The sequence below is a fragment of the Qipengyuania pelagi genome, from assembly GCF_009827295.1.
Lineage (GTDB): Bacteria > Pseudomonadota > Alphaproteobacteria > Sphingomonadales > Sphingomonadaceae > Qipengyuania > Qipengyuania pelagi.
Genome location: NZ_WTYD01000001.1, coordinates 1362698 through 1384493, shown reverse-complemented (window position 1 = coordinate 1384493; position 21796 = coordinate 1362698). Strand labels below are relative to the sequence as shown.

Annotated in this window: 20 protein-coding genes, 1 tRNA gene, 1 other RNA gene and 1 pseudogene; 19 read left to right on the top strand and 4 right to left on the bottom strand. The window is 63.4% G+C overall.

Features of this window, described 5'->3' with window-relative positions; all coding sequences use genetic code 11:
• The first annotated feature begins 89 nt into the window (after positions 1-89).
• From GRI47_RS06825 to GRI47_RS06790, 8 genes are all read left to right on the top strand, one after another.
• Complete coding sequence (locus GRI47_RS06825; RefSeq protein WP_160660543.1) at positions 90-314, top strand: hypothetical protein; 225 nt, start codon at positions 90-92, stop codon at positions 312-314.
• A gap of 102 nt (positions 315-416) precedes the next feature.
• Positions 417-2876, top strand: coding sequence for an ATP-dependent helicase HrpB (hrpB, locus tag GRI47_RS06820; RefSeq protein WP_160660542.1), 2460 nt, complete (start codon positions 417-419; stop codon positions 2874-2876).
• Positions 2877-2992: 116 nt separating this feature from the next.
• Positions 2993-3271 (top strand): ETC complex I subunit, encoded by a 279-nt coding sequence (locus tag GRI47_RS06815; protein ID WP_160660541.1) that lies wholly within the window; start codon positions 2993-2995, stop codon positions 3269-3271.
• A 184-nt stretch (positions 3272-3455) separates the two neighbouring features.
• Positions 3456-3550: signal recognition particle sRNA small type (gene ffs / locus GRI47_RS06810), an RNA gene on the top strand.
• Between the two features lie 61 nt (positions 3551-3611).
• A complete protein-coding gene (locus GRI47_RS06805; RefSeq protein ID WP_160660540.1) occupies positions 3612-5462 on the top strand; it encodes a DNA polymerase III subunit gamma/tau in 1851 nt (616 codons plus the stop codon).
• The gene (locus tag GRI47_RS06800) at positions 5459-5800 is read left to right on the top strand and encodes a YbaB/EbfC family nucleoid-associated protein (protein WP_160660539.1); all 342 of its coding nucleotides are present in this window, start codon (positions 5459-5461) and stop codon (positions 5798-5800) included. The genes GRI47_RS06805 and GRI47_RS06800 overlap by 4 nt, the downstream gene beginning before the upstream one ends.
• Positions 5801-5852: 52 nt before the next feature.
• Positions 5853-6554 (top strand): 2OG-Fe(II) oxygenase, encoded by a 702-nt coding sequence (locus tag GRI47_RS06795; protein ID WP_160660538.1) that lies wholly within the window; start codon positions 5853-5855, stop codon positions 6552-6554.
• Positions 6555-6606: 52 nt separating this feature from the next.
• Positions 6607-7401 carry a class II aldolase/adducin family protein gene (locus GRI47_RS06790; RefSeq protein ID WP_160660537.1) on the top strand — a complete coding sequence of 265 codons (795 nt, stop codon included), beginning with the start codon at positions 6607-6609 and terminating at the stop codon, positions 7399-7401.
• 195 nt (positions 7402-7596) lie between these two features.
• Here GRI47_RS06790 and GRI47_RS06785 read toward each other — a convergent pair whose 3' ends face one another.
• Entirely contained in the window at positions 7597-8433 is an 837-nt protein-coding gene (locus GRI47_RS06785; RefSeq protein WP_160660536.1) for a hypothetical protein, read from the bottom strand.
• A gap of 243 nt (positions 8434-8676) precedes the next feature.
• On the opposite strand from GRI47_RS06785, the gene lon reads away from it, so the two are divergent.
• Positions 8677-11082, top strand: a complete 2406-nt coding sequence (gene lon, locus GRI47_RS06780; protein ID WP_160660535.1) for an endopeptidase La — start codon at positions 8677-8679, stop codon at positions 11080-11082.
• Between the two features lie 236 nt (positions 11083-11318).
• Positions 11319-11591 carry an HU family DNA-binding protein gene (locus GRI47_RS06775; RefSeq protein ID WP_160660534.1) on the top strand — a complete coding sequence of 91 codons (273 nt, stop codon included), beginning with the start codon at positions 11319-11321 and terminating at the stop codon, positions 11589-11591.
• A gap of 72 nt (positions 11592-11663) precedes the next feature.
• On the opposite strand, the gene rlmB is transcribed toward GRI47_RS06775, so the two are convergent.
• Positions 11664-12452, bottom strand: a complete 789-nt coding sequence (rlmB, locus tag GRI47_RS06770; protein WP_160660533.1) for a 23S rRNA (guanosine(2251)-2'-O)-methyltransferase RlmB — start codon at positions 12450-12452, stop codon at positions 11664-11666.
• Between the two features lie 140 nt (positions 12453-12592).
• Here rlmB and GRI47_RS06765 point away from each other — a divergent pair.
• From GRI47_RS06765 to tnpC, 5 genes are all read left to right on the top strand, one after another.
• A tRNA-Tyr gene (locus GRI47_RS06765) sits at positions 12593-12678 on the top strand.
• A 207-nt stretch (positions 12679-12885) separates the two neighbouring features.
• Positions 12886-13842 (top strand): tyrosine-type recombinase/integrase, encoded by a 957-nt coding sequence (locus tag GRI47_RS06760; RefSeq protein ID WP_237452634.1) that lies wholly within the window; start codon positions 12886-12888, stop codon positions 13840-13842.
• Between the two features lie 307 nt (positions 13843-14149).
• Positions 14150-14392, top strand: coding sequence for a transposase (locus tag GRI47_RS06755; RefSeq protein ID WP_160660532.1), 243 nt, complete (start codon positions 14150-14152; stop codon positions 14390-14392).
• Complete coding sequence (tnpB, locus tag GRI47_RS06750; protein ID WP_160660531.1) at positions 14389-14742, top strand: IS66 family insertion sequence element accessory protein TnpB; 354 nt, start codon at positions 14389-14391, stop codon at positions 14740-14742. The genes GRI47_RS06755 and tnpB overlap by 4 nt, the downstream gene beginning before the upstream one ends.
• Before the next feature lie 57 nt (positions 14743-14799).
• Positions 14800-15864 carry an IS66 family transposase gene (gene tnpC, locus GRI47_RS06745; RefSeq protein WP_202387192.1) on the top strand — a complete coding sequence of 355 codons (1065 nt, stop codon included), beginning with the start codon at positions 14800-14802 and terminating at the stop codon, positions 15862-15864.
• Positions 15865-15905: 41 nt separating this feature from the next.
• On the opposite strand, the pseudogene GRI47_RS15345 reads toward tnpC, so the two are convergent.
• A pseudogene (locus GRI47_RS15345) lies at positions 15906-16184 on the bottom strand (hypothetical protein); the annotation flags it as partial.
• A gap of 2 nt (positions 16185-16186) precedes the next feature.
• Positions 16187-17125, bottom strand: a complete 939-nt coding sequence (locus GRI47_RS06740; protein WP_160660530.1) for a HEPN domain-containing protein — start codon at positions 17123-17125, stop codon at positions 16187-16189.
• Between the two features lie 535 nt (positions 17126-17660).
• On the opposite strand from GRI47_RS06740, the gene GRI47_RS06735 reads away from it, so the two are divergent.
• The 4 genes from GRI47_RS06735 to rpsB all read left to right on the top strand — a co-directional run bounded on the left by GRI47_RS06735 (position 17661) and on the right by rpsB (position 21769).
• Positions 17661-18800, top strand: a complete 1140-nt coding sequence (locus tag GRI47_RS06735) for a beta-ketoacyl-ACP synthase III (RefSeq protein ID WP_160660529.1) — start codon at positions 17661-17663, stop codon at positions 18798-18800.
• Positions 18801-18849: 49 nt separating this feature from the next.
• A complete protein-coding gene (locus tag GRI47_RS06730) occupies positions 18850-19602 on the top strand; it encodes a phosphatidylserine decarboxylase (protein WP_160660528.1) in 753 nt (250 codons plus the stop codon).
• The gene (locus GRI47_RS06725; RefSeq protein ID WP_160660527.1) at positions 19599-20417 is read left to right on the top strand and encodes a CDP-alcohol phosphatidyltransferase family protein; all 819 of its coding nucleotides are present in this window, start codon (positions 19599-19601) and stop codon (positions 20415-20417) included. Before GRI47_RS06730 ends, GRI47_RS06725 begins: the two co-directional genes overlap by 4 nt.
• 602 nt (positions 20418-21019) lie before the next feature.
• Entirely contained in the window at positions 21020-21769 is a 750-nt protein-coding gene (gene rpsB / locus GRI47_RS06720) for a 30S ribosomal protein S2 (RefSeq protein WP_160660526.1), read from the top strand.
• Positions 21770-21796 lie beyond the last annotated feature (27 nt).

Below are 21796 nucleotides of genomic sequence, written 5' to 3'. Positions count from 1 at the left end.
ACAAAGTCTTAATTCCCATCGGCGCTGACTTAACCATCCGAATATGTACGATCTCCTTTGCGTCGATCTGACGCGAAGGAGAAAGTGTCATGCAAACATTCGGTATGTCCGTTCTGGCAGGTCTTTTGCTCACCTGTTCTACGACCGTTTCGGCTCAGGAAACTGTCGGCGATTGTGAGCAAAACGTCCGAGATCTGATCTGCTACAACGATCCCGATGTGGAGCGTTGTGTCCAAACTCAATTGCAGGCTTATTGCCCTGGCGACACCTATCAGGGACCACAGAACCGTACATTCGGCCTCCGACTCGACTGATAACACGCAAAAAAGTTCGGAGGCGCCGGGTCGATTTACCGACTTGGCGCCTTCGCCGAATTAGCGCTCCAAAATTTGTGCGACCATGACTACGCAGTCGGCATGGTTTCCACCCTTCCCATCCACGCGGTACTGCCCGATCTTCTGGCCGCACTGCGCGCGCAGACCGGCGCCGTGCTCGTCGCGCCGCCGGGGGCGGGTAAGACGACGGCTGTGGCGCCCGCCTTGATCGCGGAGGACTGGTGCGAGGGGCAAGTCATCCTCACCAGCCCGCGCCGGGTCGCGGCGCGCGCGGCGGCGGAGCGGATGGCGGCGCAGTTCGGCGAGAAGCCGGGCGAGACGGTCGGCTATCTGACCCGGCTCGACAGCAAGACATCCTCCCGGACCCGCATCCTCGTCGTCACCGAGGCGATCTTCGTCAATCGCATCCTCGACGATCCCGAATTGTCCGGCGTGTCCGCGGTCCTGTTCGACGAGGCGCATGAGCGCCATCTCGACAGCGATCTCGGCCTCGCCCTCGCGCTGGAGAGCCAGTCGGTACTGCGCGAGGATCTGCGCGTCCTCGTCATGTCGGCGACAATCGACGGAAGCCGGTTCGCCCGCCTTCTCGCGGCGGATGCCCCGGTGATCGAAAGCGAAGGGCGCGCCTTTCCGCTCGAAATCGCATGGCTGGGCAGTTCGCCCCAGCAGCGGATCGAGGATGCGATGGCCGATGCGATTGCGCTCGCATGGCGCGAGCGGGCGGGCGATATCCTCGCTTTCCTCCCCGGTGTTGGCGAGATCGAGCGCGTGCGCGAGCGAGTCGAGACCAGACTGCCCAATGCGCTTGTCCTACCCCTACACGGTCAGGTCGAGTCGTCCGGCCAGCGCGCCGCCATCCGGCGCGATCCCGAAGGCAGGCGGCGCATCGTTCTGGCGACCGCTATCGCTGAGACCTCGCTGACGTTGGATGGTGTTACGATCGTGATCGATAGCGGGCTGTCGCGCCGCGCCGAATTCGATCGCGCGGCGGGCTCGACGCATTTGGTCACCGCCCGCGCCAGCCAGGCCGCTGCCGCCCAGCGTGCGGGAAGGGCGGCGCGGCAGGGGCCGGGAACCGCGTATCGCTTGTGGGAGGAGGGCGGTCACAAGGGGCGCCCCCCCTATGACGCGCCCGAGATCGTCACCGCCGATCTCGCGCCGCTCGTTCTGAAGATCGCCCAATGGGGCAGCGATCCGTGCGATCTGCGCTGGCTCGATCCGCCGCCCGAGGCCTCGCTCGCCTCGGCGCGGAAGCGGTTGGAGAAGCTTGGCGCGCTCGACGCCGATGGGCGGATCACCGGGTTCGGATCGCGGCTGGCCGCCATGCCGCTCGATCCCGAGGGCGCAGCGGCGGTGCTGTATGGAGGGAGGGCCGGGCGGGCGCGGGAGGCTGCCGAACTGCTGTTGCTGACGCAGGAGCGCGGCCTGGGCGGGCGGGGCGAGGATCTGGCCGCGCGCCTCGCTCGCTGGCGAAGCGACGGGAGCCCTCGGTCGCAAGCGAGCCGGACATTGGCGAAGGGTTGGGCCGATCGCGCGAGGAAATTGATCGGGGAGGAAGGCGAGCCGGACAGATCAATCGCGGACGCCGACAATCCCGCGATCTTCCTCGCTGCGGCGCGCCCGGATTTTATCGCCAAGCGTCGCGATGCTTCGGGCGAACATTGGATCGCGGCAGGCGGTCGGGGCTTCGTGCTCGACCCGGCGTCCCCTCTGGCGCGCGCGGAATGGCTGATCGTCGCCGATGCGCAGGGACAGGCCCGTGGCGCGCGGATCACCTCGGCGGCGCAACTGGAACTGGCCGATATCGAAGCGCATTTCCCGGATTTGATCGAGCGCGCCTCAGTGCTCAACTGGAACGAGGACGAGCAGCGGGTCGAAGCGCGACTGGAACGACGGCTGGGCGCGATCAGATTGTCGAGCGGCCCCGATCCCAGTCCTGATCCTGCGGCGATTGTGGACATGCTTGTGGATAAGGCGCGGGAGAGGCTGGGGACGATCCTGCCCGAGGCGCTGCTGGCGCGGGCGCGCCATGCCGGGATCGGCGCGCTTTCGAAAGAGGCACTGGCGGACAGCGCCGATCTCTGGCTCGCGCCCCTGCTTTCGGGCCGCCGCGATCTCGGCGTGGCGACAGGCCGACTGGTCGAAGCGGTCCTGAATCTCCTCGATTGGGACTCGCGCCAGCGCCTCGACCGGATCGCCCCGCGCGAATTCGTGTCGCCCGCAGGGACGCATCACGCGATCGATTATACCGGGGACGAGGCACCGAGCGTGGAGGTGCGCGTGCAGGCGCTGTTCGGTCTCGAGCGCCACCCGATGGTCGGACCGGAGAACGGCGGCACACCGCTGCTGCTCAAGCTGACGAGCCCCGCCGGACGCCCGATCCAGTCGACGCGCGACCTCGCCGGGTTCTGGCGCGGCAGCTGGGCGGAGGTGAAAAAGGAGATGAAGGGCCGCTATCCCAAACACCGCTGGCCGGACGAGCCGTGGAAGGAAGCGCCGAGCCTGAAGACGAAGAACGCCTTTTCGCGTGGGAGTGCTTGATTTTCGGCACGTCGGGCCGCAAAGACGGCCCGCAAGCGCGACCGCGCGCCCGAGCTTATGCGAGGAAGCCAAGCGAGCCGGACGGCTCGCGCCCGGCGTCTGAGGGACTCAACAAGATGACCGCCCGTATCTACCAGCGACCCAAGAGTGCGATGCAGTCCGGCAAGGCGCGCGTCGATGAATGGGTGCTCGAATTCGAACAATCCGAAGCGCGCCGCGCCGATCCCTTGATGGGGTGGACGGGCAGCGGCGATACGCAGGCCCAGATCCAGCTCAAATTTCCCTCCAAGGACGAGGCGAAGGCCTATGCCGAGAAATACGGCATCCCCGCACGCGTCCATGTGACACCGCCCAAGACACTGAAATTGCAGGCCTACGCGGATAATTTCCGCTAGTCTTCGCGGGCGATTCCCACCCCGGTTCGCTAGGCTCACGTGTGGTTCGCCAAGCTCCACCGCCCCTCCCGCTTGCGGGAGGGGTTGCGAGACTTACTAGCTTGCTCGCCAGTCGCAGCGGGGTGGGCTTGCTTCGTCCCCTCGCAACACTTGCAAACCCGCTCCACCACCGCCATATGGCCGACCGGGAGTCGGGTGGACGTTCGCGTCTGCTCACCGGGTCAGGTCCGGAAGGAAGCAGCCCAGGTAGATGGCAGCGGGTCGCTCGGCTCCTTTTTCCTGCACGTCAAAACCGCACACGCAGCATGACAAGCGCGGCCAGTGCACCTACCTAAGGGGCATGGGTGATTCACCGGACACTTCAGACGGCCTCCCGTGGGAGACCGGAGCGGGCGACGCTTCGGAGGAGAACACGCCCAGCGTCGCCGAGCTTGAGGAGGCGGGCCAGGGATCGATGTTCGGTGCTGCGCCGGAACGGGCGGATGTTCCGTCGCCCGATGCTCCGCCGCCCGAGCCGCGCGCCGAACCCGCCGATACTCCGCAAGCGCAGCCCGTCGCGACAGACCCGGCGCAACCTTATCGCGTGCTGGCGCGCAAATACCGGCCCCAGACCTTTTCCGAACTGATCGGGCAGGAACCGATGGTCCGCACGCTCGCCAATGCGATCGCGCGCGACAGGCTGGCCCATGCCTTCCTGATGACCGGCGTGCGCGGGGTGGGCAAGACCTCGACCGCGCGCCTGATCGCCAAGGCGCTGAACTGCGTCGGGCCGGATGGCAATGGCGGGCCTACGATCGATCCGTGCGGCGTGTGCGAGCCCTGCACCGCCATCGCGGAAGGCCGCCATATCGACGTGATCGAGATGGACGCCGCCTCCCACACCGGCGTCGACGACGTGCGCGAGATTATCGAGGCGGTGCGCTATTCCGCAGTGTCCGCGCGCTACAAGATCTATATCATCGATGAAGTCCACATGCTGTCTCGCAACGCCTTCAACGCGCTGCTGAAGACGTTGGAAGAGCCGCCCGCGCATGTGAAGTTCCTGTTCGCCACGACGGAAGTCGACAAGCTGCCGGTGACGGTGCTCAGCCGCACCCAGCGCTTCGACCTCAGGCGCATTCCCGCCGACCTGCTGAAAGAGCATTTCGCCGAAATCTGCCGGAAGGAGGATGTCGAAGCGGAGGACGAGGCGCTCGCCATCGTCGCCAATGCGGCCGAAGGCTCGGTGCGTGACGGGCTCTCGATCCTCGATCAGGCGATCGCCCATGCCGATATGGGCGCCGATGAGGGATCGGACAGCAGGGTCACTGCCGAGCGGGTCCAGTCCATGCTCGGCCTCGCCGACAAGGGCGCGCAGCGGCGGCTGCTCGGCCATCTGCTCGAAGGGCAGGCGAAGCCGTTGCTGGCGGGCCTGGACGAGCAATACGCGCTCGGCGTCGAGCCGCTGTCGATGATGCGGGCGCTGATGGATATCGTCCATCGCATCACCGTGGCGCAGGTTTCCGGCGCCGAACCCGATGCGCCCAGCGCGGAGGAACGCGCGCAGCTCGCCGCCTGGGCGGACGCGATTCCCGCGGGCCGCCTCCATCGCTTGTGGCAATTGCTGCTCAAGGGGCATGAGGAGGTGCGGCAGGCGCCCGATCCGCTCGTTTCCCTGCGCATGGCGCTGCTGCGCACGCTCCACGCCAACGACCTGCCCGATCCCGGACGGCTGGCGCAGATCATCGCCGATTCGGCGGCGAAAGCGCCTGCGGTGTCCAACGCGCCTGAGAGCGCTGCCGATGCAGCGGCGCCCGCGGCCAAGGCGCTCGACTGGCTCGATCTGATCGCGAAAGTGGAGGATGCGGGGCAGCATCTCGCCGCCAGTACGATGAAATTGCAGATTCGCCCGATCGCGGTCGAAAGCGGGATGCTGAAATACAGCCGCGATGGGCGCTACCGGGACGATATCGGTCCGCAATTGCGCGAAGCCCTGCATCTTGCGACCGGCGAACGCTGGCAGATCGAGGAAGCGCCGGACGGCGGATCGCCATCGGTGATCGAACGCGAACAGGATGCCGCCGCCGATGCCCAGCGCGAGGCGCGCGAACATCCGCTGGTGAAGGCTGCATTCGCCGCCTTCCCCGATGCTGAAATCCTGGAAGAAAGACAGGCGCCGTCCCCCCGGCGCGATTGGAGACGCGAAGCATGAAGTCGATGGAAGAAATGATGGCCGCCGCCCAGAAGGCCGCCGAGACGATCCAGAACCAGATGGGTGAGGCGCAGGCCAAGCTCGATACGATCGAGGTCGAAGGCAATGCCGGTGGCGGCATGGTCAAGGTCCGCGCCACGGCGCGCGGCCGCATCCTCGGCGTCGCGATCGACGACAGCCTGATGAACCTCGACGAGAAGCAGATGCTCGAAGACCTCGTCACCGCCGCCTTCAACGATGCGCGCGACAAGGCGGATCGCCGCGCGAGCGAGGAAATGGCGCAATTGCAGTCCGGTATGGGGCTCCCGCCGGGATTCAACCTGCCCGGAATGGGCTGACCCGGCGCCGACGGTAACGGGAACGGAAACGATCCGCGATCGGGAGGGCGCCATGTCGATTTTCAACCACAATCCTAACGGCCCCGGCGCGGGGGCGCAGCTTCCGATCGGTGGTGCGACCATGCCCGGTCTGGGCGCGAGGCCGCCCATGCCGGTCGCCCAGACATTCCGTCACGCGCGCACGCTCGACGGGAACGATGTCGGCCTCGCCTACGATTTCCTGAGCGAGGGGGAGCGCAAGCAATTGCTGCATTTCGCCCGCTCGCCCGATGCGCCGTGGGAAACCTATCTGCCGAAGAGCGACGTGTGGCATGGGCGGATGATTAATCCGCGCTCCATGCCGCCCAAGATCTTGAAGCTGATGGAAAAGATCAGGCGCCGCACCGCCAGACATATCGCGGCGGATTACGGCATCACCGATCCGATCTATGCCGACACGCTACAACTGGTGCGCTGGCGGGTGGGCGACGATCAGGCCGCCCATGCCGATTGCGAGGAGCCGGATGGCAGCCCCAACCAGTTCCCGTGGCGCGCCTTCGCCTCGATCATCTACCTCAACGACGAATATGAGGGCGGGGCGATCCATTTCCCGAAACTGGGCCTGCGCCCGGAGCTGAAGCCGGGCCTGCTCGCCTATTTCCCCTCGACCGCGAATTACCTCCACGGGGTGGAGAAAATCACGGCGGGAGAGCGGTTTACCTTCAGTTGCTTCTACACGTTTGACAAGCGCCGGCACGACGGCCTCTCGGTCTGATGGAACCGCCGCTGCGTTCGTGATACAAGTGCCGCCAGAGGAGAGAGATCAGATGGCTACGGTGATGAACGACAATGCGGTCGGCAATGAAAGCGACGTGCGCGCGCAGGTTTCGGATGAGGAATGGGCGGTCCGCGTCGATCTCGCCGCGGCTTATCGGCTGGTGGCGCTGTATGGGTGGGACGATCTGATCTTCACGCATCTGTCCGCGCGCATTCCGGGGCCGGAACACCACTTCCTCATCAACCCCTACGACATGATGTTCGAGGAGATCACCGCCTCGTCGCTGGTCAAGATCGACGTAGAAGGGCAGCCAGTGCTCAAGACCAGCCATCCGGTCAATCCGGCGGGCTTCACGATCCATTCAGCGCTACACATGAATTGCGAGGATGCGGCGGCGGTGATGCATCTGCACACGCCGAACGGCCAGGCGGTCAGCGCGATGGAATTCGGCCTGCTGGAACACACCCAGACGGGCATGATCGCGCGCCACGACATCGCCTATCACGACTATGAAGGCATCGCGACCGACCTCGAAGAGCGCGAGCGGCTGGTCGAGGACATGGGCGACAAGCACGCGATGATCCTGCGCAATCACGGCACGCTGGCGATCGGCAAGACGGTCGGCCAGGCCTTCCTGCGCCTCTATTTCATCGAGCGCGCCTGCGAAGCTCAGGTCAAGATGCTGAGCGCGGGTAGGGAGAACCTCAACACCCCGCCGCAGGGCACGCCCGAAAAGGTGAAGGGTCAGACCCCCGCAGCGGGCATGGGCATGGTCGCGGACGGGCTCGCCTGGCCGGCGTTGCTGCGGAAGCTGGACCGGATCGATCCGGGGTTTCGGAGATGACGAAATTGGCTCGCGGGGTGTTTCGTCGAGCGCGGATAAGCTCGTCTAAGGCGTTTGCGACTCGCCCAGCAATATCTCGCCAAAAAAAGTTTCGGTCGGCCGATCGTCAACCCAGCCACAGACGACAAGAATGTACGTCCTAAAGCGACCAACCCTCCAAGCTCAGCTTGGTCAATGACGGCGTGAGCGACGAAGTTACAACTTCGTTCGCTCGATAGTTTCTACCGAAGTGGTCCTTTCGGTCTCCCCGTCGGACTCGATCTTTGTCGTCTGAATTGTGGTGACTTTTTTCAGAACACGCCCGCTCTCAGAAGCGGTTAGGACAACTTCGATAGCTCCAGTGATAAGCTCGTCGCTGCGCCGGGCATAGGCTTGTTCGAAAGTGATCGGTTCTTTCATGATTTCACTTACGATCACATCTGACCGAGCCTCGACGCGACGAAAGTAATCTGGGTCGATGCTCATGCTGGCGTGGAATTTCCAGCCTTCGTTTCCGATTAATTGAAGCTCATCCGGCTGCATTGCAGCCGGATGAGAAAAGCTCTCGCCTACCTCTAAGCGTTCGGGCTGTATCTTGATGGCAAGGATTGTCTCTAGGACTTCATCAGGATCACATTTCACCTGAAACGCATTCCACGTAAAATACCACGATCCGCAAGCATCAGAACGCATCTTGGCCGCTTCCAGCCATAAATCCCTGCGGGCTTCTAGTTCGCCTCGATTGACGATCTCCATCTGTCCATCTGCCGCTTCGAATATTCTGACTGGAAATTGCCAATCAATCAGTCGCGATTCCTCGTTCGGTTCGCGAGGCACGTCATAAATTTTCTCAACTCCGCCCGGTCTTAGTGCGACAATCTTCTCAATAAACTCGTGCCCTCCGCCGTGGCTGGAGGAGCCAGTGTCTCCGTCACTTCGCGATTCATGGAACACGGTGATGCGAAAGATGTCACCAACTTGTTCGTCTGCCTCCTGCGCGGAGGTCGGCACCGAGCAGACAATCCCTAGAACAGCGAACCAATGAAACTTCATATGCGACTCACTAGTCTCAAGAATATGGGACTCGAAGCCATACGAATTGCTCCAAATCCACTCACGCTTCGGAAAATTTTTCAGTCATTGCAATCATTCCCTCCTATCTTTCCCGCCGCAACTCCATTCAGCCAAAGGCCGAACACCGAGACTGTCCTTGCACAGCTTTCTGCCACCCGCTTCCCCACAGCTTCCCGCATCGCCCCCGTTGCAGCCCTCCCTCGCGCTTCCCATATTCGCGGCATGAACCAGACATTCCCGCTTCTCCCCCTTCGTGACATCGTCGTCTTTCCCGGCATGGTCGTTCCGCTCTTCGTCGGGCGCGACAAGTCCGTGGCCGCTCTCGAGGTGGCGATGGAGGGTTCGAAGGACATCTTCCTCCTCGCCCAGCTCGATCCGGGTTGCGACGATCCCGCGCGCGAGGATCTCTACGATATCGGCGTGGTCGCGCGGGTGCTGCAGCTGCTGAAGCTGCCGGACGGCACGGTGCGCGTGCTGGTCGAAGGGGCCGACCGCGCGAAGCTCGAAAGTTTCGACGTGCGCGACGATCACGTCGTTGCCTCGGTCGAAATGCTCGAGGAGCGCACTGCATCGGGCAGCCAGGTCACCGCCACCATGCGCCAGGTGATCGAGCAGTTCGGCGAATATGCGAAGCTCAACAAGAAGCTCGGCGAGGGCGCGGGCGACGAGCTGGGCGAGATCGACGATGCGGGCGAGCTGGCCGATGCCATCGCGGGCGCGGTTGCCGCCAAGGTGTCCGACAAGCAGAGCCTGTTGAGCGAGGACGATCCCCTCAAGCGGCTCGAAATGGTGATGTCCTTCATGGAGGGCGAGCTGTCGGTCCTCCAGGTCGAGAAGAAGATCCGTGGCCGCGTGAAGCGGCAGATGGAGAAGACCCAGCGCGAATATTATCTGAACGAACAGCTCAAGGCGATCCAGAACGAACTTGGCGATGGGGACGAGGACGGCATCAACGAGATCGCCGAACTGACCGAGACGATCGCGAAGACCAAGCTCAGCAAGGAAGCGCGCGCCAAGGCGGAAAGCGAACTCAAGAAGCTCAAGGGTATGCAGCCCATGAGCGCGGAGGCGACCGTCATCCGCAATTATCTCGACGTGCTGCTGGGTCTGCCCTGGGGCAAGAAATCGAAGCTCAAGAAGGATATCGGCGAAGCGCAGACCGTGCTCGACGCGGATCACTACGCGCTTGAAAAGGTCAAGGACCGGATCGTCGAATATCTCGCCGTGCAGGCGCGCACCAACAAGCTCAAGGGTCCGATCCTGTGCCTCGTCGGCCCGCCCGGCGTCGGCAAGACCAGCCTCGGCAAGTCGATCGCGCGGGCAACGGGGCGTGAGTTCATCCGCCAGTCGCTTGGCGGGGTGCGCGACGAGGCCGAGATTCGCGGCCACCGCCGCACCTATATCGGGTCGCTACCGGGCAAGATCGTCACCAATCTGAAGAAGGCTGGCAAGAGCAACCCGCTCTTCCTGCTCGACGAGATCGACAAGCTGGGCCAGGATTTCCGTGGCGATCCGGCGAGCGCGCTGCTCGAAGTGCTCGATCCCGAACAGAATTCGAAGTTCCAGGACCACTATCTCGAACTCGACATCGACCTGTCGGACGTGATGTTCGTCTGCACCGCGAACTCGCTGAACCTGCCGCAGCCGCTGCTCGACCGGATGGAGATCATCCGGCTGGAGGGCTATACCGAGGACGAGAAGGTCGAGATCGCGCAGCGCCACCTGCTGGACAAGCAGGTCAAGCAGCATGGCCTGAAGGATGGCGAGTTCGAACTGACCGAACCGGCCCTGCGCGACCTGATCCGTTTCTACACCCGCGAGGCGGGCGTGCGCACGCTCGAACGCGAAATCGCCAAGCTGGCACGGAAGAGCCTGCGCCGCATCCTCGAAGGCAAGACGACGAGCGTGACCATCACGCCCGATAACCTCGCCGAATTCGCGGGTGTCCGCCGCCACAAGCATGGCATGGGCGAGGAAGAGGCGCAGATCGGCGCGGTGACCGGACTCGCCTGGACCGAGGTCGGTGGGGAACTGCTCTCGATCGAAAGCGTGACGACGCCCAGTGGCTCAGGGGGCAAGGGCGAAATCAAGACGACCGGCAAATTGGGCGAGGTGATGACCGAAAGCGTCGCCGCCGCGTTCAGCTTCGTAAAGGCCCGCGCGCCCGCCTACGGGATCAAGCCGAGCCTGTTCCAGCGCAAGAATATCCACATCCACCTGCCCGAAGGCGCCGTGCCCAAGGACGGGCCGAGCGCGGGGATCGGCATGGTCACCTCGATCGTGTCGACTCTGACCGGTGTGGCCGTTCGCCCCGATGTCGCGATGACGGGCGAGGTGACCTTGCGTGGCCGTGTGCTGGCGATCGGGGGACTCAAGGAAAAGCTGCTCGCCGCCCTTCGAGGCGGGATCAAGACCGTGCTGATCCCGGAAGAAAACGTGAAGGATCTCGCGGAAATTCCCGACGATGTGAAGGAAGGGCTTGAGATCGTGGCGGTCAGCCATGTCGATCAGGTGCTCGAACGCGCGCTTGTCAGCAAACTCGATGCGATCGAATGGACGGAGGCCGACGATCTCGCCAGCCAGCCGATCGGGATGGGCGAGGTCAATCCGCTGCGAACCGCACACTGACATTCGATCTATTCGCAAAATTCGCAATATCGAACCCGGCGCATCCCCATGCGCCGGGTTAACCACTTTAGCGCTCTATTCGACCGATTTCCTCACGTTTGGAGCCGATTAGGCTTTGACACAAACGATCGGATGCGCTCACTCTCCGCGCCTTCGAGCCGGCGATTCCCCGGTTCCCATACCAACGATCATGTCGTCGCAGGACGATTTTTCAAACCTTTGGGGGAAACATCACAATGAACAAGAACGATCTTATCAGCGCCGTTGCCGAATCCAGCGGCCTGTCGAAGAACGACGCGTCGAGCGCGGTCGAAGGCGTTTTCGACGCCATCACCAAGTCGCTCTCGAACGGCGACGAAGTGCGCCTCGTCGGCTTCGGCACGTTCTCCGTCGCCAAGCGCAAGGCGTCGACCGGTCGCAATCCGCGCACCGGCGAGCCGATGACGATCAAGGCGTCGAACCAGCCCAAGTTCAAGGCTGGCAAGGGCCTCAAGGATTCGGTCAACTAAGACTGCTTTTCCTGAAAAACGAAGCGCCGCGTCGGTCCCAAGGATCGGCGCGGCGTTTTCGTTTGCGCGCTTCTATCTTGCAGCGATGGCGTAAAGAGCGATCGCGGCGGCGTTGGACACGTTGAGGCTTTCGATCTGCTCACCGATCGGCAGCCGGGCGAGGGCGTCGCAATGCTGGCCGATATTGTGGCGCATCCCCGGTCCTTCAGCGCCCAAAACCAGCGCCACCGGCCCGGCCGGAAGCGCCTCGGCCAGGGTAGCCTCGGCTTCCCCTGCCAGGCCCAGCCGCCAATATCCCGCTTCGGCGATATCGTCGAGTGCGCGGGCGAGATTGACCACCCGCACCCAGGGCAGCACTTCGAGCGCGCCCGACGCGGATTTGGCGATCACGCCGCCTTCGGGCGGGGCATGGCGGTCCTGCGTCACGATGGCCGCCGCGCCGAACGCCGCCGCCGACCGCATGATCGCACCGACATTGTGCGGATCGGTCACCTGGTCGAGCAGGACGATGGGGCGCGCCGCATCGCCATCGAGCACATCGTCGAGGAACACGTCTTCCAGCGGCGCGCAGTCGAGCACCAGGCCCTGATGCGGCGCATCGCGCGACACCAGCCGGTCGAGATCGGAGGGGGCGGCGTATTCCACGGCGAAATCCTGCGGCATTTCGCCATCGAGCTCGGCGATCGCCTCGCGCGTGGCCCATAATTTGTGGTGGCGGCGCGCGGGGTTCAGCAGCGCGGCTTCGACCGCGTGATGGCCCCACAGGCGCACCTGCCCCGTGCTCGCCCGGCCACTGCCGCGCCCGCCCTTCATGCGTCCGGCGCGGCCGCGAAGGGCTCGCTTGCGTTCGGGTTTGGCCATTGCGGGTAATCCTTCCATATCTTGGCAGGCCCTGTGCCAGCGGCCCCATTGACAGGCAAGCGCCGCTTCGCCAAAGGGGCGCCTCCCGGCGGCTCAGCCCGCCGCGCCCGTCGCGTGAATCGCGATATCGGCAAGCCGATGGACAGGTGGCCGAGTGGTTAAAGGCAGCAGACTGTAAATCTGCCCGCGCAAGCGTACGCTGGTTCGAATCCAGCCCTGTCCACCACCGCCCTTTCTCCCAGCCTCTACCTGCATCCCCAGAAATCCATAGAAACCCTTGGATTTCTGCGGTATATTGCCTCTATTCCGTCCCCACACGGCCATCGCGATCCACCCGCAACCGAGGCCTAATGTGGGGAAGGTGTGGGGAAGGATAGGTGCTTCCCCACACTTGTACTTTCCGGAACGGACTGCGGAAATGTGGGGAAGAAAAATGGGCAAGCTCACGGCGGTGGCGGTGAAGGCCGCTTTAGCGCATCCCGGCACGTACCAGGATGGGGACGGTCTTTTTCTGAAAGTTGGGAAAACCGGCTCCGCTTCATGGCTGCTCCGACTCCAGCAGGACGGGAAGCGTCGGGACATCGGAGTGGGGAGCGCAAAGCTGGTCACACTGGCCGAAGCACGCGAGAAAGCGAACGAACTGCGCAAGGCCGTGAAGGTCGAAAAGCGCGATGTCCTCACGGAGCGCAAGGACGAGGCTGCCGCCAAGGTGACCTTCCGAGAAGCCGCCACACAGTACCATTCCGAAAACGAGGCGGGCTGGAAGAGCGTGGTATACGCGCGCCAGTGGCTCGCCAGTCTGGAGAACTACGGTTTTCCCAAGCTTGCCGATATGCCCACCGGCAGTATCACTGCAGCTGACATCATCGATGTGCTCATGCCGATCTGGCAGGAAATCCCGGAAACCGCCCGCCAGGTACGCAACCGGATTTGCGCGGTACTGGACTATTCGCACGCCAAGGGCTGGCGGTCGACCGAAGCGCCATCTGGCAACGGCAGCCTGAAAGCGGGCAGGGGCCTGCCACGGCAGATCAAGAAGACTCAGAACCGCAAGGCGATGCCCTATGTCGCCATTCCAGCGTTTCTGACCGCACTAAGGCGCAAGCCATCCTTCGGACGATTCGCGCTCGAACTCCTCATCCTGACCGGCACGCGCTCGCAGGAGGTCCGACTCGCGACATGGGAGGAATTCGATCTGGAGGAACGGCTCTGGACGATTCCGGCCGAGCACATGAAGCGCAGCAAGGCACACGTCGTCCCGCTTTCCGAGGCCGCAATGGGCGTGCTAGCTCAAAGACGCCGCGCCCTCTGGAGCGCAGAATGCGCGGGACAGAGCGCGTCCTCCAGAAGTCCCGCTCATTTTCCAGCTGCTCCTGATCGTCACCCGTAGGGGCCGGGACTACAGGCCCGGTCCGCGCAGCGGATAGAGCAGGTCGCCCGAAGGGCAGCCCTGAAATGCGATACAAGATAAGGAGCCCATAATCTGGAGCTTTATCTGAGTAGGTTATGCGGCAGCGCTGGCAATCTCGCGTCATAGCCTCGCGCGCTGGCGCGATCTGCTGGCCGAACGGGAGGTTCCGGTCGACTGGCGGGCGCGGCTGCATCCGAGCGCGAGGCCGCCAATAAGCAGCGCTGCTAGTCCTAGGACTAAGGACGGGCTTAGTCCTAATAATCTGCCGCAAGTTGCCGATGCGGGGTTGACCGACGGCGCTTTGCGTGGGCCCGAACAGGCGGACCGGGTGCAGCGCCGCAGCTTCAGCGAGGACGAGAAGCGCGCGATCGCGATGCAGACGCTCGAGCCTCATGTGACGGTCTCGCAGGTTGCGCGGCGGCACGGGATCGCGGCTTCGCTGCTGTTCCGCTGGCGCGCGCAGCTCGGGCTTGGAGCGAGCGAGAAGGTGCGTCTGGTGACGGTGCGGGTTGAGGAGGATGGACGATGATGCTGCTTCCGGCAGGTACGAAGGTGCATCTGGCGCTGGGTCATACCGACATGCGCAAGGGGATCGATGGGCTGGCGACCATGGTGCAGGAAGTGCTCAGGGAAGACAGCTTCTCGGGTCACCTGTTCGCGTTCAGGGGGCGCAATGCGCGCATCATCAAGATCCTGTTCTGGGACGGGAGCGGGCTGTGCCTGTTCACCAAAAGGATGGAGCACGGCGGCTTTGTGTGGCCGAGCGTGCACCAGGTGGGTGAGAGCGTGACGCTCTCGCATGCGCAGCTGGCGATGCTGATCGAGGGGATCGACTGGCGGCGTCCGGAGCAGCAGTGGAAGCCGCGAAAAGCGGGCTGAAAAGCTGCCGGAAACCCGCGCAAAACCGGCAGAAAAGCTTGAGAAAATGCGGTCTTCGTGGTAGCAGAATCCATGCGGCTCGAACTCGACAATCTGCCGTCCGATGTCGGTCTTCTGCACCAGCTGGTGCGCGACATGGCAACGTTGGTCGAGACCCGCGATGACGAGATCGAGCGCCTTCAGGCGATCATCAAAAAGCTCCAGCGCATGCAGTTCGGGCGCCGCTCCGAGCGGCTCGATCCCGATCAGCTGGCGCTGGGTCTGGAAGACCTCGATGCCGATATCGCGCGCATCGAGGAGCACCGTCCGGTCATCGCTGGCGATGCCGATGCGGTCGGACGGCGTGCGCACCGCGTGCCGCTGCCCGATCATCTGGAGCGCGAAGAGGTAGTGATCGACGCGCAGCACGAGGCCTGTCCGTGCTGCGGCGGTGCGCTTCATAGTATGGGCGAGAGCGTCTCCGAGATGCTCGACTGGGTGCCAGCAAAGCTGCGCGTCATCCGTACAACGCGGCCCAAATATGCCTGCCGCGCATGCGGCAGCCTCGTTCAGGCTCCCGCTCCCGAGCGCGTGATCGCAGGCGGGCTGGCAACACCTGCACTGCTGACGCAGGTGCTGGTAAGCAAATATTGCGACCACACCCCGCTCTACCGTCAGTCGCGCATCTTCGCCCGGCACGGCGTTGATCTGGCGCGCTCGACGCTGTCCGGATGGGTCGGCGGTGCATGTTGGTGGCTCGAAGCCTTGCACGATCGGCTGTGTGCTGACGTGTTCGCCAGCGATCATCTGTTCGCCGACGATACGCCGGTCCCGGTGCTCGATCCGGGGCGCGGACGAACCAGGACCGGGCGCTTGTGGGTCTATGCCCGCGAACAGCGCGGGTGGGGCGGGCCTGCACCGCCTGCGGCGGTCTATCTGTTCGCGCCTGATCGCAAGGCCGAGCGTCCGCTCGCCCATCTTGAGCGCTTCAAGGGCGTGCTGCACGTCGATGGTTATGCCGGGTTGCGAACACCGCCATTGAAGGTCGGCTTGAAGCTCTTCGGGCGCATTGAAAGCCGCGCTGTGACGAACTCAAGCCAGATCAGATCGCACCCAGTGGACGCTCGATTGGCGCGCTTCTGATTGCAGCGCTGGTGCTTCAGAAGACCATTGCCGAGTGTTCTGCCGCCGCCCGTGCTCCGCGTCGTGACATGATCGAATGTTGGATAGGCGGGATCATATCGCTTGAGCCGAGTGCTGCTTGGAACATGCGCCCCGCACCCGGCGCACAGCGATCCCTGAGCCCAGCGAAGAGCTCGGAGTTGTCCGGCACGTTGTTTGGTAGCGGCCACGGTGCAGTATTTAGCCTGCCGCGATGGAGACAGGATTGCGCGGAGACTGCGAGCTGGTCGGAAAGCAAGCAGACGACATCGCGTCTCCCGATCGCGCCGACGAGCGCCCATGTCTAAGCTTTGTCAGGGCGCGCCTTAGCATCGGCTTTGAGTTTATCGAGGCGCTCCGAGCAGACCTCGTGGACCACGCGGCCTAGTTCCTCGACCTGCTCGCCGAGCCATTCGAGTTCCTCTTTGGTGATACGGTAGTGCTTGGAGTAGCGCGCCTTGACGTAGGCTTCTTTCAGCTTTTCGAAGCGGGCGCGGTCCTGCCTCGTGTTGCGTGGCCAAACGTAAGTAAGCCGCGCATCGATGCGCTCAGCCTGGGTGCGTAGGAAGCCGAGATTGTGCACGTGCGGGGTGTAGAAAGTGCAGACTAGCAGCACACAGTGGTAAAGCGCTTCAGTCGCTTGGTGGAGGTTGAAAGCGGCCTTCTTGTTCCAGCCCTTTTCAATCGTGAAGCGAGCAGTCTCCAACGATTGTTGGCCGCTCGGTAGCCACTCCTCAAAGTACTCTTGCGCCATGGCTAACGCCTGTGTCGGTGTCTTGGGCTTCGGCGTGTGCAGTTCGGTATCGTCGGACTCGTAGAGCGCGATCCCGTCCTGCTTGACGTCCATGAAGAAGTAGCGCCCGTGCGCCAGACCGTCGTTCACCTCCTGCAATGTGTGGACGATGAAATTGACCGGCGTCTTCAGCGCTTTCGTCACCCCGTATTCGCGCATCAGCCGGTCATCGAGCTTCGACCAGTACTTCACCCGGTCCACCAGCCGCTTGTCATTGACGATGATCAGCAGGTCGTAGTCCGACTGGTAGCCCTTGGCCGTATGCGGTTCGTCGACCCAGGTCCCGCGCGCATAGCTGCCGTAGAGGATCACCTTGAGGATGCGTCCGGCCTTTTTCCACTCATGCTTGGCGAGCGCGAAGGCATCGTCGAACTCCTCAAAAATCAGCTGCACCACGCGTTCAATTTCGCGCTGCTTTTGCGGGGGCAGATGATCGAGGTCGGTCTTCATCCTCCGACACCTAGCAAGGTGCTGGAATGGTTGCACCTGTCGATCCGATTTCGTCCGCAATGTCTTCTCATGGGACTGGTTGAGTCAGTGAGAGTTTCGTACGTCAATACCAAGAACTGGGGAGGGGGCTGAATTGAGTTGTCGGGCTGAACTTGCAGCCAGGTGCTCGACGGCTGGGAGCAGTGTCTGTAAGTGGAGTTCGGTAGGTCTTGATCGACCCCGAAAATCGCATGCGAGTGCATCGCGAAAGCCCGAAATATTCAGTTTAATTGCCGAGAAGCTGAATCGAACAAGGCTTATATGAACGAAAATGTGGGGGAGAGTGTGGGGGAGCGATTGCGACGCCCGCGATTACTAAATTGATTTCAAAACGTTATTTGCGAAGTTCGATTCAAGCCCTGCCACCAGCTTTCTCCCGATCGACCGCTTCGCCATTCGAGATCGGTTCGGCCGACCGCCTTGCTGCGCAGGGCCGGATGACGTTCCTTTCGACGTCGGTCTTGCTCGCGGGCGAGCCTGGGCTTAACCGGTCGCGATGACTCACTCTGACGCAACCCATCACCCGGTCATCTCCGCCACCGGCCTGTTCACGCCCGAACACAGCATTTCGAACGCCGAGCTGGTCGAAAGCTTCAACGCGTATGTCGAGCGGCACAACACCGCGCACGCCGAAGCGATCGCTGCGGGTGAGATGGATGCGCTCCAGCCCAGTTCGGTCGAATTCATCGAGAAGGCCAGCGGCATTAAGGCTCGCCATGTCATGGCGAAGGAGCCGGTGCTCGATCCCGCGACGATGGCGCCGCGCTGGGATGCGCGCGGGAATGACGAGCTTTCGATGATGGCCGAGATCGGCGTGGCGGCGTGCCGCCAGGCGCTCGAACGGGCAGGGCGCGATGCGGCGGATGTCGATGCAGTGTTGTGCGCGGCGTCCAACATGGAGCGCCCCTATCCGGCGATGGCGATCGAGATCCAGCAGGCGCTGGGGATCGACGGGTTCGCCTTCGACATGAACGTGGCGTGCTCGTCGGCGACCTTCGGGATCCAGACGGCGGCGGATTATATCCGCGCGGGCAATGCGAAGAGCGTGCTGGTCGTCAGCCCCGAAATCACCAGCGGGCATCTGAACTGGCGCGACCGGGACAGCCATTTCATCTTCGGCGATGTCGCGACCGCCGTGCTCGTCGAGGATGCCAGCATTGCGCCCACCAGCCATTGGGACATTCTGGGCACGCGGTTGAAGACGGTGTTCTCCAACAATATCCGCAACAATTTCGGCTTCCTCAATCGCGCGACGCCCGACGATACGAACGAGGCGGACAAATTGTTCGTTCAGGAAGGGCGCAAGGTCTTCAAGGAGGTCGTGCCCTTGGTCGCCGAAATGATCGTTGCCGAAGCGGAGCGGCTGGAGATCGATCCGCGCGGGCTGCGGCGCCTCTGGCTGCATCAGGCCAATGCCGGGATGAACCGCCTGATCGCCCAGCGCGTGCTCGGCCACGAGGCGAGCGAGGATGAAAGCCCGACCGTGCTGGACACTTACGGGAATACGTCGAGCGCCGGATCGATCATCGCGTTTCACCTGAACAATGAGGACCTCCAAAGCGGTGACAGTGGCCTGATTTGCAGCTTCGGCGCGGGCTATTCCGCGGGGACCGTATTCGTCCGCAAGGTGGGATGAGGGCGCTCCGGCGCTTGCCGGGTGCGCCGCGCGGCTCTAGACGCGGTCTATGCCAGGTGAACTGCTAGACAATCACGGGCGGGGCGATGCCAGCTGGTCCTTGCCCTCGATCCATCCCGAAGGGCGCAAATTCGGCCTGATCGCCCTCGGCATCAGCCTGATCTTTTTGTTGCTGCTGGACTGGGACCTGATCGGCTGGCCGTTGCTGGCCCTTTCCGCCGGGGTCTTCGCCTTCTTCCGCGATCCCGAGCGGGTCGTGCCCCAGAGCGAGGGGGCGATCGTATCGCCCGCCGACGGGCTCGTCACTCTGATCGCCGAGGTCGAGCCGCCGGAGGAGTTGCAGATCGACGATGGCAGCGGGATTGCGGGCCTGCCGGCAGGACCGGTGACCCGCGTTTCGATCTTCATGAGCGTGTTCGACGTGCACATCAATCGCGCGCCGATCGGCGGCGTGGTGCGGCGCCTGGTCTATCTGCCGGGCCGGTTCCTCAATGCCGATCTCGACAAGGCCAGCGAAGAGAACGAGCGCCAGCACATCATGATCGAGCGTGCCGATGGGGTGCGGATCGGCTTTACCCAGATCGCAGGCCTCGTCGCGCGGCGCATCGTGCCCTTCGTGAAGGTCGGCGATACGCTGGGCGTAGGGCAGCGGGTCGGCCTGATCCGCTTCGGTAGCCGAGTGGATGTGTATCTGCCCGCAGGGACCGATTCGAAGGTTCTGCTGGGCCAACGCGTTATCGCGGGCGAAACGGTGCTGGCCGAGATCGGCACCCGCAAGCTGATCGAAGGAATTGCCCAATGACCACGTCCTCTCCCGAAGATCGCCCGCGTCTCGGCCCGAAGGCGACGGAAGACGAGCCGTTCGATGCCACCCCGGTTCCGGCGCGCAAGGGCCTGTCGCTGCGTGCGCTGCTACCGAATGCGATCACCGCTGCGGCGCTCTGTTCCGGGCTGACAGGCGTGCGCTTTGCAATCGGAGGGGATTGGGGCTTCGCGGTGATGGCGATCATTTTCGCCGGCGTGCTCGACGGGATCGACGGACGCATAGCGCGGCTGTTGAACGCGCAATCGCGGTTCGGTGCCGAATTGGACAGCCTCGCCGATTCGCTGTCCTTCGGAACGGCGCCCGCGATCATCGTCTATCTCTGGTCATTGCAGGATCTGCCGCGCTTCGGCTGGTTCGCGGCGCTGGCCTTCGCAGTCTGCTGTGCCCTGCGCCTCGCGCGGTTCAACGCGCAGATCGACACGGACGTCCAGCCGCACAAATCGCTTGGGTTCCTGACCGGGATACCCGCGCCTGTCGGAGCGGGGCTCGTCTTTCTGCCGTTCTATCTATGGATCGCCACGGGTGAGGCGCTGTTCCGCTCGCCCTATCTGGTCGGTCCTTGGGTCGCTCTGATCGCGGCCCTGATGATCTCGAACCTCGCCACGCTCAGCTGGACGTCGCTACGGCCGCGTCGAAGCGTGCGCCTCGAATTGCTGGCGTTTGCGGGTCTGTTCTTCGCGGCTCTGTTACTGGAGCCGTGGTGGACGCTGGTAGGGATCTGCGCGATCTATCTCGCGCTGCTGCCTTATGGGTGGCTGCGTTACGCCAGGATCAGGCGACAGCGCGCGTAGCCGAAGCGCTCGGCGATTTGCGAACTGGGCCCGCTGCCGAACGGCTTGCGACAAAACACGGCCGCAGCCTGGCGCGGGTTACGCCCACGGCCTGCTCTTCCACGATCCGCGATCCCTTCAATTCGCCACGCAGCTGGCCGAAAGCGGACCACCAACGCAGTCCGCTGTCGGCGAGCACGGCAGCGCTGGCCAGGGCCAGGAGAGAGAGGGCGGCGATGAGAGCGATTGCGAACATCATACTATCTTTCCGAAAGACCCGACTATTGACCGGGGTTGTCGACAGACCGCTTGACAGCCTGTGGACTATATGTGGAAAACACCGAATGTCCGCTGGAGTTCCAGCGTTGAGCCCTTGTTCTCTATTTGTTCCAGGCAGTCAAGTCGTTTTTGCGACGGGCGGAGCGTTTTTGCGGACAATTCGAGGCTGGATTTTCGCATGAACCCACGCTAAGTGGCGCGCGTTCGCCCCCGAACAGGCTGCATTCCGGCCTCGACGGAGCGGACAAAATCCACATGGAAGGCGCACATACCGGTGCCCGCCGCGGGAATGACCGCATCGGGTTTCCAGCTTTCCAGAGGCACAACCGGAAAGGAATTCTATTATGACGGCTCCTACCGTCACGATGCAGCAATTGATCGAGGCCGGCGCGCATTTCGGCCACCAGACCCACCGTTGGAACCCGCGCATGAAGCCGTATATCTTCGGCGCGCGCAACGGCATCCACATCATCGACCTGTCGCAGACCGTTCCGCTGTTCGCGCGCGCGCTCGACTTCGTGCAGCAGACCGCGCGTTCGGGTGGCAAGGTGCTGTTCGTCGGCACCAAGCGCCAGGCGCAGGACGCGATTCGCGAAGCCGCGCTCTCTTCGGGCCAGCACTTCGTCAACCATCGCTGGCTGGGCGGGATGCTCACCAACTGGAAGACGATTTCGGGTTCGATCAAGGAATTGAAGGCGCTCGAGGAACAGCTCGCCGGTGACACCAGCGGCCTGACCAAGAAGGAAGTGCTCAACCTGACGCGCAAGCGCGACAAGCTTGAACTGTCGCTCGGCGGCATTCGCGACATGGGCGGCATTCCCGATGTGATGTTCGTGATCGACGCCAACAAGGAAGACCTCGCCATCAAGGAAGCCAACGTGCTCGGCATTCCGGTGGTCGCGGTGCTCGACACCAACACCGATCCTTCGGGCATCGCCTTCCCGATCCCCGGCAATGACGACGCCAGCCGCGCCGTGCGCCTCTATTGCGACGCGATCGCCGATGCGGCGCGCTCGGGCAAGGGCGCGGGCGTGCAGGATTCGGGTCGCGATGTCGGCGCGATGGACACCCCGCCGGCCGAGGCCGCGGCCTGATCCAGCCCGGTCACGCAGGCGTCATGC

Excerpts from the sequence above, each read along its gene's own strand:
- GRI47_RS06825 (WP_160660543.1), top strand. The coding sequence starts at position 90 with ATGCAAACATTCGGTATGTCCGTTCTGGCAGGTCTTTTGCTCACCTGT.
- hrpB (WP_160660542.1), top strand. The coding sequence starts at position 417 with ATGGTTTCCACCCTTCCCATCCACGCGGTACTGCCCGATCTTCTGGCC.
- GRI47_RS06815 (WP_160660541.1), top strand. The coding sequence starts at position 2,993 with ATGACCGCCCGTATCTACCAGCGACCCAAGAGTGCGATGCAGTCCGGC.
- GRI47_RS06805 (WP_160660540.1), top strand. The coding sequence starts at position 3,612 with ATGGGTGATTCACCGGACACTTCAGACGGCCTCCCGTGGGAGACCGGA.
- GRI47_RS06800 (WP_160660539.1), top strand. The coding sequence starts at position 5,459 with ATGAAGTCGATGGAAGAAATGATGGCCGCCGCCCAGAAGGCCGCCGAG.
- GRI47_RS06795 (WP_160660538.1), top strand. The coding sequence starts at position 5,853 with ATGTCGATTTTCAACCACAATCCTAACGGCCCCGGCGCGGGGGCGCAG.
- GRI47_RS06790 (WP_160660537.1), top strand. The coding sequence starts at position 6,607 with ATGGCTACGGTGATGAACGACAATGCGGTCGGCAATGAAAGCGACGTG.
- GRI47_RS06785 (WP_160660536.1), bottom strand. The coding sequence starts at position 8,433 with ATGAAGTTTCATTGGTTCGCTGTTCTAGGGATTGTCTGCTCGGTGCCG.
- lon (WP_160660535.1), top strand. The coding sequence starts at position 8,677 with ATGAACCAGACATTCCCGCTTCTCCCCCTTCGTGACATCGTCGTCTTT.
- GRI47_RS06775 (WP_160660534.1), top strand. The coding sequence starts at position 11,319 with ATGAACAAGAACGATCTTATCAGCGCCGTTGCCGAATCCAGCGGCCTG.
- rlmB (WP_160660533.1), bottom strand. The coding sequence starts at position 12,452 with ATGGCCAAACCCGAACGCAAGCGAGCCCTTCGCGGCCGCGCCGGACGC.
- GRI47_RS06760 (WP_237452634.1), top strand. The coding sequence starts at position 12,886 with ATGGGCAAGCTCACGGCGGTGGCGGTGAAGGCCGCTTTAGCGCATCCC.
- tnpB (WP_160660531.1), top strand. The coding sequence starts at position 14,389 with ATGATGCTGCTTCCGGCAGGTACGAAGGTGCATCTGGCGCTGGGTCAT.
- GRI47_RS06740 (WP_160660530.1), bottom strand. The coding sequence starts at position 17,125 with ATGAAGACCGACCTCGATCATCTGCCCCCGCAAAAGCAGCGCGAAATT.
- GRI47_RS06735 (WP_160660529.1), top strand. The coding sequence starts at position 17,661 with ATGACTCACTCTGACGCAACCCATCACCCGGTCATCTCCGCCACCGGC.
- GRI47_RS06730 (WP_160660528.1), top strand. The coding sequence starts at position 18,850 with ATGCCAGGTGAACTGCTAGACAATCACGGGCGGGGCGATGCCAGCTGG.
- GRI47_RS06725 (WP_160660527.1), top strand. The coding sequence starts at position 19,599 with ATGACCACGTCCTCTCCCGAAGATCGCCCGCGTCTCGGCCCGAAGGCG.
- rpsB (WP_160660526.1), top strand. The coding sequence starts at position 21,020 with ATGACGGCTCCTACCGTCACGATGCAGCAATTGATCGAGGCCGGCGCG.